The sequence below is a fragment of the Pseudoalteromonas sp. ATL1 genome, assembly GCF_058933015.1.
Window position 1 is genome coordinate 465,246 of record NZ_JBZYXL010000001.1, and the last position, 14,394, is coordinate 479,639.

Consider the following 14,394-nt stretch of genomic DNA (forward strand, 5'->3'; position numbering starts at 1 on the left):
AATGGCCCTTATTGGGCGTCTGAAATAATTCGAAAAGATTTTTGTGCCAGTAGCTGACCTTGTTCGGTGACTACCTCCACACGCCAAGGCCCCGTTTGGCTTGGCATAATGTTTTTACTTGAATACGTTCTAAAGCGCACCGCGCTGATCTCAAGTGAAATTTCCGCCATGAGCTGATCTTGATGAAACCATAAATGCTGGATCGTTTGTCCTTGCATATTATTCACTTCAGTAAAGAAATACAGCTTATCGTCAAAAGCGCTTCTATCTAAGTTTTCTTTTAATACATCGATAGGCTCACGCCCCACCACACCGGTAGTTAATACAGCGCGGCTGACTAAATTAGTATCTATCTGCGCCCCAAGTGCCACGCTTTTCACATTGGCACCCTCAGCAAATTCATTGACGCTTACTTCAACATCATCAATTTGCTGATCCACTTCGCTTTGTGATGCACTTTCATCTGCAAGCTGTGATTCAACAACACGCTCATTGTCTGAGGCAACAGAGGTAGATGCTGCAACTTCAGGCTCTGTTTCAGTTGATGTATTTACAAGAGCCGTATCGACTTGCGCTATCTCGTTCTGTTCGGCTTGCGCTGGCTGTTTATCCACCGTTTCTGCCAACTCAGTCGCCGATGCAGCTAAAGCACTATCGCTGAGTTTTTCACGCACATCACTGGGCGTATCGCTATCAAGTTGAGCTAGAACGACTTTGAGAGGTTCGGATTGAGGTGCTAATTCGTCGGCATTAACTGAATTCATCAACCCATAAGCCAGCGCTACAGCAAATAACAACACAATACTAGAAGCCGCAAAAATACGTCGCCAGTGCCATTGATAGCTCACTTTTGCATTGGCTTGTGGCACCCGATTAACCGACGTTTTTATTACGATCCTTTGTGTCATTGCTGCAGCTCCTCAATATTAAGATAATGTCTCTATCAACCAGTTACGAATAGCAACCAATTCCTCATAGCACACCTGATGGGCCATAGGGTAATCTTGCCAGCTCACGTCGTAACCTTGGTTTGTCAACACGTCGTAGGCTTGGCGTCCCGCCGACATATCCACCACCGGGTCTTGATTGCCGTGCGCCATAAAAATATTCAATTGTGTTTGCTGCGCTTCATCAGCCAATTTTTGCGGCACGCACATATAAGTAGATAATGCCATAACGCCCGCAATTTTAAACGCTAATCGTGGCGCTAAATGCAAAGCAATCACACCACCTTGCGAAAAACCAGCCAAAATAATTCGCTCAGGGGCAATGCCTTTATCTAATTCTGCTTGGATCAATTGCTCAACCGCAGCGGCTGACTCTCTCACACCCGTCTCATCGGCACGGTTATCTAGATCAAACGATTTGATATCATACCAAGCACGCATCACCATACCGCCATTAATGGTGACCGGTTGTTCTGGGGCATGCGGAAAAATAAAACGCACACCCAACTCCTCGGGCAAATTAAGCTCAGGCGCAATGGGTAAAAAACCTTCCCCTGAATCACCTAAACCATGTAGCCAAATGATGCTGCCCTTATGCTCACCTTTTGCGGCGTATTCTACAAATGGCAGCATTAGTTTTGTTCCCACACAATTTGAGTACCCGCTTGGCGAGTGGCTGCATCACACATAAACTGCCAAAACTCCGCGCCAGAACGGTTGTCTATCCACTTATCGCCATGTAATTCAAAGTGATGGCCATTAAATTTCGTTGCAACCCACACCTGATGTAATGGCGCTTGCTTGTTGATCACGATTTTACTTTTATCGGCAAAAATGATTTCTAAAATACCCGAAGCCGACTCGTAATCTAAATCAGCGTCACAGTCGTCTATTTGTTCTTCAATGGTGAGCATTAAGGCGTCAGCCAACTCATGGTACTCGGAATCAGTCATAAGGTTTCCCTCTGGGTACAAAATTAATGTCAGCAAGCATCAAAATACTTACTTCAGTAGCTGCTTTTTTTACGAATTCTGTTACTCTGCGATTATAAAGCCACTGACATCATTAATCTAATGAAAGCGACATTCTCTCAAACAAGCTTATTTTTTTTGGTTATTTTCACTACCCTTATACTTGCAGGATGTGGTCAAAGTGGGCCGCTCTATTTGCCTGAAAAACAAAAGAGTCAAACCACGAACCAAACCCAGCAGGCTCAGTCAAACAGCAGTAATAACGCCAATGACACACAAACCAAAAAGCAGGATGACTAGATGGACTTTTTTCAATACAAAAATGAGCAACTTTTTGCCGAAGATGTCGCGGTAGCCGATATTGCTAAACAACATGGTACACCCTGTTATGTGTATTCGCGTAAAACCTTAGAGCGACATTACCACGCTTTTACCGATGCAGCTGAAGGCCATTCTCATTTAGTGTGTTATGCCGTTAAAGCTAACTCCAATATTGCAGTGTTAAACGTGTTAGCACGATTGGGCGCAGGGTTTGATATTGTTTCTCAAGGTGAGTTAGCACGCGTTATTCAAGCCGGTGGCGATACCAGCAAAGTGGTATTTTCTGGGGTTGCCAAAACGGCGGATGAAATTGCCTTTGCGCTCTCACACAACATTAAGTGTTTTAATGTTGAGTCGATTGCTGAACTGGATAGGATCAGTGACGTTGCTAAAAAGAATAACACCACCGCACGCGTGTCTATTCGGGTCAACCCAGATATCGATGCAAAAACGCACCCTTATATTTCAACGGGTTTGAAAGAGAATAAGTTTGGTATTGATATTAAACAAGCGTTTGATGTATACCAACGCGCCTATGCGCTGCCTGGTATTGAAGTCGTGGGTGTTGATTTTCACATTGGCTCGCAATTAACGGAAATCGAACCCTTTTTAGCAGCCCTTGATAAAGTATTAGAACTGGTTGAACAGTTAAAGCGCGCAGGTATTGAGCTGCAACATTTAGATATTGGTGGCGGCTTAGGTGTACCTTACGACAGTGAGAAACCACCGCACCCCAGTGCATATGCCGCAGAAGTGAAAGCAAAATTAACTGCCTACCCCAATCTTGAACTGGTCTTTGAGCCCGGTCGCGCAATTGCGGCGAATGCCGGAATTTTAGTGACCAAAGTTGAATACCTAAAATGTTCTCAAGACAAACACTTTGCCATTGTCGACGCGGGCATGAATGACATGCTGCGTCCATCGCTCTATCAAGCTTGGCAAAATATTATCGCCGTTAACCCGCGCTCAGATGACACACCAACCCACAACTATGATGTGGTAGGTCCGGTATGTGAGACTGGGGACTTTCTTGGCAAAAATAGGCTGTTAGCTATTCAAGCTGGGGATTTACTGGCGCAACGCAGCGCAGGCGCGTATGGCTTTACCATGAGTTCCAACTATAACTCTCGTCCAAGAGTGGCCGAATTAATGGTCGATGGTGACCAATGTTACGTGGTGCGCCAACGCGAGACCATCTCGTCACTGTGGCAAGGCGAACACGTATTACCTTAATTTGTTAATGACAGCGATGCCCAGCGCGTGGCAAAGTAAACTCAGTTGGAGTTGTATTAAAACATTATGTTTGTAAATTTTTCAAAAATGCATGGTTTGGGTAATGACTTTGTGGTGGTCGACAACATCACCCAAAATGTATTTTTATCTCGAGACCAAATCAAAAAACTCGCTGACAGAAACTTTGGCATTGGCTTTGATCAACTGTTGATGGTTGAAGCCCCTTATTCACCGGATCTCGACTTTCATTATCGTATTTTCAATGCCGACGGCACAGAAGTAGAACAGTGTGGCAATGGTGCGCGCTGCTTTGCCCGCTTTGTACGCATGAAAGGTTTAACCAATCGCCATAAAGTCACCGTGTCTACCAAATCGGGTAACATCACCCTGTACTCTGAAAAAGACGGCCAAGTGACGGTCAATATGGGTCATCCACATTTTGCGCCCAGCAGTGTCCCTTTTAAGGCCAGTAAACCTGAATTAACTTACATTTTACGTGTGCAAGAACATACCGTTTTTTGCGGCGTGGTTTCTATGGGTAACCCGCATTGCGTGCTAGAAGTGGACGACATAAACACCGCCAATGTGGATGAGCTAGGGCCGCTACTTGAAACCCATGAGCGTTTTCCTGAGCGCGCTAATGTTGGCTTTATGCAGATCCTCAATCCTGAACATATCAAACTGCGTGTTTGGGAACGCGGTGCACAAGAAACCTTAGCGTGTGGCAGTGGTGCCTGTGCTGCCGTTGCTGTTGGCATCGCGCAGAAAAAGCTCGCCAACACCGTACGTGTTGATTTACCCGGTGGTAGTTTACAAATACGTTGGCAAGGTGAAGGGCACAGTGTGAAAATGACGGGTCCCGCAGAGCATGTTTTTGACGGGCAGATCTCACTATAAATTTTGGGGGAACGATGACAAATAAAACTGATATTGATGAACAGCAAGTCTGTGATTATTTAACCCATCACCCCGACTTTTTAATCAAGCATCCATACGTGTTGCTAGAACTTGAATTGCAAGGCCAAAGTGAAGGGCTGCCTAATCTAGCTTTGCAGCAACAGCGTTTGTTGCGCGAAGAAAATGCCCAACTTAAACAGCAAATTAAGACCATGTCACAATGCGCCCTTGAAAATGAACAAGTTTTTAAATTACTGAGTGAATGCCAAAGACAACTGTGGCATTGCCATAGTTTTATAGAGTTAGCGTCACATTTAGCCGATACGCTGGTTCGTGCACCTTATATCATTAGTTGTGAACTTACGCCCTATGACAACAAGTTGGATGACATCATCACACGGCGCTTAGCTAACACCGGTGTCTACCTGGGTCGCCTATCTAGTCAAGAACGCGAGCTGCTGTGGCAACAGCCTGAAAACGTGCAATCGGTGGCCCTGTACCTAATTGGCGATACACAAAAACCCGAAGCGCTGCTCGCCTTTGCAAGCAACAGTGCAGAACACTTTGCCCCCAGTAACGACAACTTATTTATGCAAGAGTTTGTTACCTCTTTGCAACTGCGTTTAAGCGCTTTGGCGTAAACTGGTGGCGGCCGACGACGTACAACTGAGTGATTTATGGCTGCAGCCCATCCATGATTTTATGGGCTACCTGCGCCATGAAAAGCAGTATTCCAACCATACCATTACTCAGTATCGAACCCAGTTACTACAAGCGGCCGAGTACTTCGCGCCCATAGCACCCAGTTGGTTGCAGGTCAGCAGTGAACAAATTCGTCGCTTCAGCATGCAATTAAGAGCCAAGCAGTACAATCCACGCAGCATTAATTTAAAGCTCAGCTGTATTCGCAGCTTATATAAGTTTTTAAAGGTGAAGCATAATCAAAAAAGTACAGTCACTAATCCTGGTGAAGGGATCAAGGGCCCCAAGTTTGATAAACCACTCCCCAAAAACCTCGATGTGGATCAAATGGCGCAACTACTATCGATCAGTGATGACGATGCATTAGCGGTGCGCGACAAAGCAATGATGGAACTCATGTATTCCAGTGGTTTACGTATTAGTGAGCTGGTAAACGTGAACCTTGGTGATATACGTGATGGTGAAATTCGCGTATTGGGTAAAGGCTCAAAAGAGCGAGTGGTCCCAGTGGGTGGTAAAGCGTTGCAAGCGCTTGAGCAATGGCTGGTACTCAGAGGGCAGTTTGCGCATGAAGGAGAAATTGCTGTATTTTTGAGTCGCCGTAAACAACGCATTTCAATTCGTCACGTACGAGAGCGCATGAAAGAATGGGGCTTAAAACAAGGGATCAGCACACCTATCCACCCTCATAAGTTACGCCACTCTTTTGCCAGTCATATGCTAGAATCCAGTGGCGATTTAAGGGCCATTCAAGAGATGCTTGGCCACAGTAGCTTGTCGGCAACACAAGTTTATACGCATGTCGATTTCCAGCATCTAGCGAAGGTGTACGATAAGGCTCATCCAAGAGCCAAAAAGCGCAGCCATAACAAATAACCAAAAAGCGAGTTAGTAATATGCGATTTAACCGTGCTATCGGTCACATAAAAGTACTCAGTTTTGACTTAGATGATACGCTCTATAACAACCATCCTATCATTGCGCGCGCCTTAAAAGCGCAAGATGACTATCTCGCGCAAGTCGTAAATTGGCCACATCAAGACGGTCAGTTTTGGGAACGCTGTCGTCGTCAGGCAAGGATAGAGAACCCCGCCATTGAGCATGATGTCAGCGCTTGGCGCAAACAAGCCTTATACCTTGGTATGCTTGAATGTGGTTATGCACCTTCAAAAGCAAAACAGCATGCGGAACTTGCTTTTGACGCATTTTCGCAAGCGCGTAGTCAAATTGTGGTCCCCGAACCCGTGATCACGATGCTAAAGCAATTAAGTCAGCATTACACCCTTATCGCCATTACCAACGGCAATGCCGATGTTGAGCAGTTTAATTTAGCAGGCATGTTTTCACTGGTGCTACAGGCTGGCGTTGATGGACGCGCAAAGCCTTATCGCGACCTGTTTGATAATGCAGCTCAACAATTGCATGTTGAAAACGCGCAAATACTGCATATCGGTGATAACCTCGACACCGACGTACAAGGCGCCAATAATGCACACTGCCACAGCATGTGGCTCAATAACCAAGATGAAAGCTACCGCTACCGTGGCTTAGCGGATATTGAGATCACCGACATCCTGCAACTCAGCCACTTTCACGCCTAACGCCACCGATAATTTCCGCCAGCCTCGCTTGGTTGCATTCAGCCAAGCTTTGGCGTACTAATAAAAGCTGACGTAAAAACAAACAATAATGGAACACACTATGTCAGCACAGGATACTGGGTTCTTTGGTCACCCAAAGGGTCTTTCAACACTCTTTTTCACTGAAATGTGGGAACGCATGAGTTATTACGGCATGCGTGCCTTATTGGTTTTATTTATGACAGCCAGCCTGCAAGAGCAAGGGCTTGGTTTTACTGTCGCCTCAGCCGCCGCTATTTATGGTCTTTACACTGGCGCCGTGTATTTCCTTGGCTTACCCGGAGGATGGGTCGCAGACCGTCTTCTCGGCGGGCAAAAAACCGTTTGGTACGGCGGTATCATTATTATGTGTGGCCACATCATCTTAGCAATCCCCAGCACTCATTCTTTTTTTGTTGGCTTAATTTTTGTGGCCTTCGGCACTGGGCTTTTAAAACCCAATATCAGCGCCATGGTTGGCCAGCTTTACAGCTCGGAAGATGAACGCCGCGACAGTGGTTACGCCATTTATTACATGGGGATCAACATGGGCTCCGTGATTGGCTACTATGTGTGTGGCTACTTCATGGAGAATGTTGGCTGGCACTATGCCTTTGGTGCAGCCGCAGTCGGCATGGCTATTGGCCTTATTCAATATCGCCGTACCTTAGGCAACATTGCAGGCGTCGGCGAGCAACCCACCAACCCATTTGAACCGCAACAAGCTAAAAAAGTGTGGGGGGTCATTGCAGCAGCGATAGCGACAGTCGCGGCCATCACCGCACTGACTTACATGGGCATCATTGTCATAAATCCCGTAGTTCTTGCACAATATGTAGCCATCGCCTTTACCATTATTTTCTTTATCTATTATGGTTTTATCTATTTTAAAGGGGAGTTAGATGACGATGAGAAAAAGAAAATGTGGGCTTTATTTTTTGTCTGTGTTGCCTCGGCTTGTTTTTGGTCTGGCTTTGAACAAGCAGGCTCATCATTGAACTTATTTGCCCGTGACTATACCGACCGAATGATTGGCTCCTTTGCGATCCCTACCGCTTGGTTTCAATCCGCTAACGCCATTTTTATTATTATTCTATCGCCGTTTTTTGCTGCGCTTTGGATCAACCTAGCCAAACGCATGATCACCCCGTCATACAATATGAAATGCGCCATTGGTTTGGTAATAATGGCCAGCGGCTTTTTGGTGATGTTTATGGCATCGCAATATGCGGCTCAAGGGTTAAAAGTAGCACCCTATTGGTTGATCACCACCTACTTTTTACACACAGTGGGCGAGTTATGTTTAAGCCCTGTGGCACTCAGTGCAGTCAGTAAACTCTCACCTAAGCGTTTTGCGGGGCAAATGATGGGCGTGTTTGTACTCACTTACTCAATTGGCAACATTATTTCAGGCTTGTTGGCAGGTCACTTTGACCCCAATAAAGTGGAAGAAATGCCCAATTTATACCTACAAATAAGCTTATTCTGCATAGGTGTTGGCATCATTGTTGGGTTACTCAGCTTCAAGTCAAAACACTGGGAAAGCGACGCGAAAGTTAACCACGCATAAAGTATGTTGCCACCTTACAAAACTTGCTAAGCTAGCGGCTCATTTAAGGAACAAACCCTTGGGGAGCCGCTATGCAAAAAGTTATGATCACAGGTGCCACCGGATTATTAGGCCGCACGCTTTATTCCACCCTCACTGAACATTTTGATGTCATTGGCACCGGGTTTAGTCGCGCCAAGGCCCCTTTACACGCACTGGATTTAGGCGACCAACAAGCCGTTATTGATTTTTTAGATAACCATCAACCTGATGCGCTTATTCATGCGGCAGCCGAGCGCAAACCCGACGTATGTGAAAACTCACCAGAGCAAACTATCGCGCTCAATGTTGCGGCAAGCCAGTTTTTAGCTGAGCAATGTGCGCAGCGCAATATTCGTTTTTTATTTATCAGTACCGACTATGTGTTTGATGGTAACTACGCACCTTATTTTGAACATGATGCGCCAAACCCACTCAACCTGTACGGCCAAAGTAAAGCCAGTGCTGAGCAAGCAGTGTTAGCTGCATCCGAAAAACACAGCATTATTCGTGTTCCGGTTTTATATGGTACGGTAACGCATTTAGCAGAATCAGCTGTGTCTGTTATCGCCACGTCTATCAGCGCTACAGCACAAAGCCATCAAGATAATTGGGCGGTACGCTACCCCACACATGTTGAAGACATTGCATTTACTTTACGAGATTTATTAAAGCAGCCAGCGCAACTCGGTGGCATTTTTCATATTTCTGATAACCAAGCCATGACCAAATACACCATGGCCTGCATCATGGCAGATATTCTCGGCTACCCAACGTCCTTGATAGAACGGGTCGATGAGCCACAACAAGATGCACCGCGACCATACGACTGCGCCTTGGCAGATTCTCGATTGAAAAATTTGAGGATTGCTTATGGACGAGATTTTAAAACTGCGATTAAAAATATTATTTCTCGACCGGAGATAGTGTAAATAGAACCTGTAGTTAACACTTCCAATAAGGGGCTAATTTAGCCCCTTTTCTGTAACTTGTAAGTAAAAAACTCAATCCATTAAGCTTAGAACTTACTCGTACAAGTTGCTGTCGCAGTTACACCTATTTGCTGAGATTTACCACTTAGCTGCCAGTAACCATTACTTTGAGATAAGCTTACCGATTCACCTGAACCTTTAAATTTACCTGAGATTTTAGTTAAGTAACAAACATTAGTCGCGGCAGGCGCTAATGTTTTAGTTCCTTCACCTTGTCTCCAAGTGTAAGCACGAAGGTTCGGAGCTGCACGATATAAACAAGCTGCACTAGCTTTTACACTGTGCTGATCAGAAGTACCACCTAAGTACACACCTGTACCTGTATTTTTAACTTCGATAGACTCTTTCCAACCCTCGAACTTACCACTCATGCCCGTCAGGAAACAGACGTTGTTGCTATCACCCATGTACACATCGCTTTGACCCTGTTCCCAAGTATCAAATTGTGTATACAAATCACCTTTCGGATTAGTAACACAAGTCGCCGTTGCTGCAACGTTATCCTGATTTGATTTGCCGCCTAAGTAGTAACTCGCACCTCGTTTTTCTACGCTTACTTCTTCGCCCCAGCCTTCAAACTTACCTTGAACACTCGATAAGAAGCATACACGACCACGTGAAGAACCTAAGCTTACTTGCTGTTCACCTTGTTTCCAGTAAAATGTGCTGTATTGGTATGAACTTGCTTGCGCAACACTCGTCAATGATGCTGCACCAATTGCCGCTAATAAACCTAGTTTGAATAGTTTCATAAAATTTCCTTTTTATTTAAGACGCTGACCCTCTGCCAGCGCGCAAAATATTAACACAAGAAAATTTAATGTAAACACTTTGGGTACAATTAGTGTGGTACGAAAGACTCGCTACACACCCTTATCAGCCAATTGGGTAGTGGGTACTTTTTACAAACTACTTGCAAAAAGCTATGCCAAGCCATTGCTTGCAAACGCTCAATCTCATTCTGTGGCACAATGCCTTGGTAAAGTTGAGCAAAATCCCTTAAAAATTGCACATCGCGACGGCGACTGTTTTTCGCATACCCTTTGCCCGCATAATGAATAAAATCAGCTTCTAAGTATTTCTCGTGCCCAAACATGTCCATACGATTAAATGCACGATCAAGTGATTCATGCTTAATACCATGCTTGTGTAATGTGTAATTAAAATAGCTCTGATCATAATGGGTTATTTCATTACAAACGGCCTGTAAATCTTCTAACTTAGTTAGCTTGAAAAGGGGGCATTGAGTAGACGTTAATATAATACCTGCGTTGTAATACACTGGTCGATGGCTCTTTTTAGGCCAGTCAACTTGACCAAGCGCATCGCAGATCATGGCAACATCATCTGCACGTTCTTGAATAACACCTTCATCAAACCAATAAGCTGTTTCAAGATCAGGATAAAGCTCAAATACATCTCTTGCATGTGGAGTGATTAACACATCGGCATCAACATACAATACCCTATCGTACTGCTCTTGAAGCTCGCCAATTCTTAGCTTCTCAGTCCAAGCAGGGCTCGCATTATGTTTAGGGTTCTTAATATCAATAGGGTAATGAAGTGCATCCGAAATGATCAAGTCCGCCCCTACTTTGTCAGCATAGTGTTTAAAACTTAATATAGCGGCTTGGTACATGGGGTTGTCACCAATCGCAAGGGTAAAAATGGCTTTTTTCATTGCTGTTCAGTGTTTTCTAAAAAAGGTAGGCTAACATATACGCTCGCCAAATAGCATTAGCTAAAAGACCTGATGCTCTCACATTTAACAGATTATTACATTTTTACAACAGAAATAGACTTTGAGGATAAATACACTCTCGCAGGATAAGGGGTAAGCATTGCTTAACTCACTTTGCAATTCTTGCCTTATCGAGTCACTTAGGACACACCAAACTCAAAAAGGATTATAAATGAGAAATACAGTAGCATTGGCACTTTCGACTATTTTAGCGACATCTGCACTCAATGCGAGTGCGAATGAAAGCGAAAGTGAAGGCAATAGTTTTTATGTTGGAGCATTATACGGGAATCAAGAAATATCTGATTCCAATATAGACTTTAAAACTATCGGTATACTAGGTGGTTATCAATATAACGAGTATTTATCAATCGAGTCTAGATATTTAACTGGCATATCAAATAATTACAGCTATCACAGCTATCACAGCTATCACAGCTATCACAGCTATCACAACTATTACGATTTCATAGACAATGAAAAAAGTAAAGAACAAATGGAATGGCAAGCATCTATCAACCTCAAAGCGTCATTTCTTACGTACGAGCAGTTCAAAGTTTATGGTCTTATTGGGTACACTAAAACTCGCCTTGACCTTTCTTGGAACCGGTTTAACGTCGATGAAAACCGCACTATTATTGGCGTGCATTCATATTCGAATCACGTTTTTAAAGATGGTCTCAACTATGGCTTAGGCATTACCTACTCATTAACTGACTCGGTTGACTTGCTTTTAGAATATCAAGCGCTCCCCAAGAGTAACTCGCATAACTGGAACAGCGCTTCTATCGGTGTTAACTATCGATTTTAATGCTTAAGGTTTCGCAAGCGCTAAACTCTGATATTTAGCGCTAATTCATATCACTAACATCCATGACTAAAAGAGTCTTCACAAGCCTTGAAGTACGTAAGTACTAAGAGATTAAAAACAGACAGCTCATTTCAGAGCTGTCTTATAGCCAATTAGGTGTTTCTATTTAGCGAAAATATGTTAGCTTCTCCTTTTTCGCTGCAATGAACCCTGAATATGTCTACACGCCTTGCAAAATACCTCGGCCATGCGGGAGTTTGTTCTCGCCGCCAAGCTTCTCGGCTCATTGATGCGGGTGAAGTGACTGTCAATGGTCGTCCTGCCAATCATATCGATCATGTTACTGAAGACGATATCATTCTGGTATCAGGGCAGCGCGTCACTTACATCGCCAATAAAGTATTGTATGCCTACCACAAACCCGTCGGAGTTGACTGTAAGCTCAACTCAAATGACCCGAGCAGTTTGATCCATCACTTGCCCACTGAGCAACGTGTATATCCCATTGGTCGCTTAGATAAAGACTCTCGTGGTTTGTTATTACTTACTAATGATGGCGAATTGTGCCAACGTTTAATTCATCCTGATCACCGTGTTGAAAAAGAATACTGGGTGCAGGTAGACCGCCCTCTCGATAGCCAGTTTTGCCGTACCATGTCGGGCGGTATACTAATTAATGGACAAATAACCTTACCGTGCGAAGTAAGCTTGCTGGCAACTGATCGCTTCAAAATTATTTTAAAGCAAGGCCTGAATCGACAAATTCGCAAAATGGCCAAGCATTGTGGCTACCGCGTTATTGATTTACATCGAGTGCGCATTGGCGATTATCACCTACCCACTGACTTATCAGAAAACCAGTACCAACCGATAAACACAACTTTGTTAGGCATCGACTAAAAAACCTCCTTGACAGACTTGGTTACAGGTGTAATCTTAAACTTATCGATTACACTTGTAGGCAATAACAATGATAGAACTGTCTAAAGCGGAATTTGCCGTGATGGAAGCCCTTTGGCAAGGCCACCCGGCGAAGGCAAGCGATATTATCCAGCGTTTAAGCAGCGACACCCAATGGCATGAAAAAACCATAAAAACCTTGGTCAGTCGCTTGGTAAAAAAACAAGCCGTGAGTTTTGAAAAGCAAGGCCGCGAGTACATCTATAGCCCCACCATTGGCCGAGAAGCCTACACCTTAAAAGAAAGCCAAAGCTTTCTAGAGCGATTTTTCCGTGGTCGTATTGCGCCTTTGGTCAGCGGCTTTGCTAAAACAGAGCAGTTATCACAGCAAGACATTGATGAGCTAAAACAGATCATCGAACAGTGGGAACAAAAGCAAGGAAAGTAACATGCTTTATACGTATACAGAGTGGCTGTTAAGCCCGAACACGCAACTCCTGTTAAGTGCCACGGTGGGCATGCTTATCATTTTGCAAAAGTATGCGATCACTTGGCTGGGTGCACGATTGGCATACAGTTTATGGTGGATGGTGCCACTCAGTATCCTAGCGCTTTACCTACCCAATGAGCTCAAACCAATCAGTAATGATGCAATTAGCTATTTTCAGGTGACACCACAAATCCATCAACAAGTCTCTACCTGGCAGTTCAATACGAGCGCGATGTATGTCCTTGTTACCTTCGGGCTTCTGGCTTTAGTACTGTGGCAACACTATCGGTTTATTAAAACACTAAACATCCAAGCAATACAAAACCAAGATTTTGAGCGTACTACGTATACCAGCGCGCAGATCACCACGCCCATGGTGATCGGCTTGTGGCGCCCAGTTGTTGTACTCCCCTGCGACTACAAAACACAGTTTGACTCAGATACCTTAAAACTATTGCTTGAGCACGAACATACTCACATTCATCGCCACGATAACCTTGCCAACATGGCGTTGCTATTGCTGTGTATCAGCTGTTGGTTTAATCCAATTCTGTGGCTTGGCTACCAAAGCTTTCGCCGCGTGCAGGAACTAGCATGCGACGAAAAAGTATTACAACAAAAAAACCATCATCAACACCTCATGTATGCGAAGGCACTGGTAAATTGCCTACAAAATGCCCGCAACGGTGCCTTAGCATATGCATCATACGGAGATAAAAGTACTATGAAGCAAAGACTTGTACACTTACAAAACCTGAAAGGGTCATCATTTTGCGCGAAATGCTTAGCAGTCGTGCTGGCTTGCTGCTCACTTAGCACGGTGGCTTTATCTAAACCTGCTGAAGTCAAAGCCAGTGAGCATGACGGCAAGCCAAAACCCATTATACGTATCGAGCCCAAGTACCCTATCGAAGCGGCAAATGCCGGCACATCTGGCTATGTGACATTACAATTTACTATTGATGCACACGGTTACACCAATAACATCGAAGTGATTGACGCTCAACCCCAAGGCGTATTTGAGAAAACTGCGATAAGCGCACTCAGACAATGGCGATACACATCAGCCTCTAACACGATGGAATTGCATACTGTACAACTCGACTATGCCATGAGTGACAATGACGTGTCTTACAAGCAAAAAGTAAAACACGAGCGTGTCAAAGTCGCACATTAATATCA

At 44.4% G+C, this 14,394-nt stretch carries 17 protein-coding genes; 12 read left to right on the forward strand and 5 right to left on the reverse strand.

Features of this window, described 5'->3' with window-relative positions; genetic code table 11:
• Nucleotides 1–8 precede the first annotated feature (8 nt).
• The 3 genes from AC5FX4_RS02125 to cyaY are packed head-to-tail and all read right to left on the reverse strand — an operon-like array spanning nt 9 to nt 1,900.
• Nucleotides 9–908, reverse strand: coding sequence for a DUF2914 domain-containing protein (locus AC5FX4_RS02125; protein ID WP_493604883.1), 900 nt, complete (start codon nt 906–908; stop codon nt 9–11).
• An 18-nt stretch (nt 909–926) separates the two neighbouring features.
• A complete protein-coding gene (locus tag AC5FX4_RS02130; protein WP_493604884.1) occupies nt 927–1,580 on the reverse strand; it encodes an alpha/beta hydrolase in 654 nt (217 codons plus the stop codon).
• Nucleotides 1,580–1,900, reverse strand: a complete 321-nt coding sequence (gene cyaY, locus AC5FX4_RS02135; RefSeq protein ID WP_493604885.1) for an iron donor protein CyaY — start codon at nt 1,898–1,900, stop codon at nt 1,580–1,582. Before cyaY ends, AC5FX4_RS02130 begins: the two co-directional genes overlap by 1 nt.
• A 120-nt stretch (nt 1,901–2,020) precedes the next feature.
• On the opposite strand from cyaY, the gene lptM reads away from it, so the two are divergent.
• The 8 genes from lptM to AC5FX4_RS02175 all read left to right on the forward strand — a co-directional run bounded on the left by lptM (nt 2,021) and on the right by AC5FX4_RS02175 (nt 9,210).
• Nucleotides 2,021–2,218 carry an LPS translocon maturation chaperone LptM gene (gene lptM, locus AC5FX4_RS02140; protein ID WP_493604886.1) on the forward strand — a complete coding sequence of 66 codons (198 nt, stop codon included), beginning with the start codon at nt 2,021–2,023 and terminating at the stop codon, nt 2,216–2,218.
• Nucleotides 2,219–3,472 carry a diaminopimelate decarboxylase gene (gene lysA / locus AC5FX4_RS02145; RefSeq protein ID WP_493604887.1) on the forward strand — a complete coding sequence of 418 codons (1,254 nt, stop codon included), beginning with the start codon at nt 2,219–2,221 and terminating at the stop codon, nt 3,470–3,472.
• A gap of 66 nt (nt 3,473–3,538) precedes the next feature.
• Nucleotides 3,539–4,369 carry a diaminopimelate epimerase gene (dapF, locus tag AC5FX4_RS02150; RefSeq protein ID WP_493604888.1) on the forward strand — a complete coding sequence of 277 codons (831 nt, stop codon included), beginning with the start codon at nt 3,539–3,541 and terminating at the stop codon, nt 4,367–4,369.
• A 14-nt stretch (nt 4,370–4,383) separates the two neighbouring features.
• Nucleotides 4,384–5,010, forward strand: a complete 627-nt coding sequence (locus AC5FX4_RS02155; protein WP_493604889.1) for a DUF484 family protein — start codon at nt 4,384–4,386, stop codon at nt 5,008–5,010.
• Nucleotides 5,011–5,071: 61 nt separating this feature from the next.
• Nucleotides 5,072–5,947 (forward strand): tyrosine recombinase XerC, encoded by an 876-nt coding sequence (locus AC5FX4_RS02160; protein ID WP_493607756.1) that lies wholly within the window; start codon nt 5,072–5,074, stop codon nt 5,945–5,947.
• A 20-nt stretch (nt 5,948–5,967) separates the two neighbouring features.
• A complete protein-coding gene (locus AC5FX4_RS02165; protein WP_493604890.1) occupies nt 5,968–6,672 on the forward strand; it encodes an HAD-IA family hydrolase in 705 nt (234 codons plus the stop codon).
• Nucleotides 6,673–6,772: 100 nt separating this feature from the next.
• Nucleotides 6,773–8,260 (forward strand): peptide MFS transporter, encoded by a 1,488-nt coding sequence (locus AC5FX4_RS02170; RefSeq protein ID WP_493604891.1) that lies wholly within the window; start codon nt 6,773–6,775, stop codon nt 8,258–8,260.
• A 71-nt stretch (nt 8,261–8,331) separates the two neighbouring features.
• Complete coding sequence (locus AC5FX4_RS02175; RefSeq protein ID WP_493604892.1) at nt 8,332–9,210, forward strand: dTDP-4-dehydrorhamnose reductase family protein; 879 nt, start codon at nt 8,332–8,334, stop codon at nt 9,208–9,210.
• A gap of 86 nt (nt 9,211–9,296) precedes the next feature.
• On the opposite strand, the gene AC5FX4_RS02180 is transcribed toward AC5FX4_RS02175, so the two are convergent.
• Nucleotides 9,297–10,022 (reverse strand): hypothetical protein, encoded by a 726-nt coding sequence (locus AC5FX4_RS02180; RefSeq protein ID WP_493604893.1) that lies wholly within the window; start codon nt 10,020–10,022, stop codon nt 9,297–9,299.
• Between the two features lie 89 nt (nt 10,023–10,111).
• Complete coding sequence (locus AC5FX4_RS02185; RefSeq protein ID WP_493604894.1) at nt 10,112–10,951, reverse strand: glycosyltransferase; 840 nt, start codon at nt 10,949–10,951, stop codon at nt 10,112–10,114.
• A 232-nt stretch (nt 10,952–11,183) separates the two neighbouring features.
• Between AC5FX4_RS02185 and AC5FX4_RS02190 the strand changes: the two genes are divergently transcribed.
• From AC5FX4_RS02190 to AC5FX4_RS02205, 4 genes are all read left to right on the forward strand, one after another.
• Nucleotides 11,184–11,822 carry a porin family protein gene (locus tag AC5FX4_RS02190; RefSeq protein ID WP_493604895.1) on the forward strand — a complete coding sequence of 213 codons (639 nt, stop codon included), beginning with the start codon at nt 11,184–11,186 and terminating at the stop codon, nt 11,820–11,822.
• A 216-nt stretch (nt 11,823–12,038) separates the two neighbouring features.
• The gene (locus AC5FX4_RS02195) at nt 12,039–12,722 is read left to right on the forward strand and encodes a pseudouridine synthase (protein WP_493604896.1); all 684 of its coding nucleotides are present in this window, start codon (nt 12,039–12,041) and stop codon (nt 12,720–12,722) included.
• Nucleotides 12,723–12,792: 70 nt separating this feature from the next.
• A complete protein-coding gene (locus tag AC5FX4_RS02200; protein WP_476293377.1) occupies nt 12,793–13,170 on the forward strand; it encodes a BlaI/MecI/CopY family transcriptional regulator in 378 nt (125 codons plus the stop codon).
• Between the two features lies 1 nt (nt 13,171).
• Nucleotides 13,172–14,389 (forward strand): M56 family metallopeptidase, encoded by a 1,218-nt coding sequence (locus AC5FX4_RS02205; RefSeq protein ID WP_493604897.1) that lies wholly within the window; start codon nt 13,172–13,174, stop codon nt 14,387–14,389.
• The last annotated feature ends 5 nt before the right edge of the window (nt 14,390–14,394 follow it).

Coding starts and splice junctions, on each gene's coding strand:
- AC5FX4_RS02125 (WP_493604883.1), bottom strand. CDS start 908: ATGACACAAAGGATCGTAATAAAAACGTCGGTTAATCGGGTGCCACAA.
- AC5FX4_RS02130 (WP_493604884.1), bottom strand. CDS start 1,580: ATGCTGCCATTTGTAGAATACGCCGCAAAAGGTGAGCATAAGGGCAGC.
- cyaY (WP_493604885.1), bottom strand. CDS start 1,900: ATGACTGATTCCGAGTACCATGAGTTGGCTGACGCCTTAATGCTCACC.
- lptM (WP_493604886.1), top strand. CDS start 2,021: ATGAAAGCGACATTCTCTCAAACAAGCTTATTTTTTTTGGTTATTTTC.
- lysA (WP_493604887.1), top strand. CDS start 2,219: ATGGACTTTTTTCAATACAAAAATGAGCAACTTTTTGCCGAAGATGTC.
- dapF (WP_493604888.1), top strand. CDS start 3,539: ATGTTTGTAAATTTTTCAAAAATGCATGGTTTGGGTAATGACTTTGTG.
- AC5FX4_RS02155 (WP_493604889.1), top strand. CDS start 4,384: ATGACAAATAAAACTGATATTGATGAACAGCAAGTCTGTGATTATTTA.
- AC5FX4_RS02160 (WP_493607756.1), top strand. CDS start 5,072: ATGGGCTACCTGCGCCATGAAAAGCAGTATTCCAACCATACCATTACT.
- AC5FX4_RS02165 (WP_493604890.1), top strand. CDS start 5,968: ATGCGATTTAACCGTGCTATCGGTCACATAAAAGTACTCAGTTTTGAC.
- AC5FX4_RS02170 (WP_493604891.1), top strand. CDS start 6,773: ATGTCAGCACAGGATACTGGGTTCTTTGGTCACCCAAAGGGTCTTTCA.
- AC5FX4_RS02175 (WP_493604892.1), top strand. CDS start 8,332: ATGCAAAAAGTTATGATCACAGGTGCCACCGGATTATTAGGCCGCACG.
- AC5FX4_RS02180 (WP_493604893.1), bottom strand. CDS start 10,022: ATGAAACTATTCAAACTAGGTTTATTAGCGGCAATTGGTGCAGCATCA.
- AC5FX4_RS02185 (WP_493604894.1), bottom strand. CDS start 10,951: ATGAAAAAAGCCATTTTTACCCTTGCGATTGGTGACAACCCCATGTAC.
- AC5FX4_RS02190 (WP_493604895.1), top strand. CDS start 11,184: ATGAGAAATACAGTAGCATTGGCACTTTCGACTATTTTAGCGACATCT.
- AC5FX4_RS02195 (WP_493604896.1), top strand. CDS start 12,039: ATGTCTACACGCCTTGCAAAATACCTCGGCCATGCGGGAGTTTGTTCT.
- AC5FX4_RS02200 (WP_476293377.1), top strand. CDS start 12,793: ATGATAGAACTGTCTAAAGCGGAATTTGCCGTGATGGAAGCCCTTTGG.
- AC5FX4_RS02205 (WP_493604897.1), top strand. CDS start 13,172: ATGCTTTATACGTATACAGAGTGGCTGTTAAGCCCGAACACGCAACTC.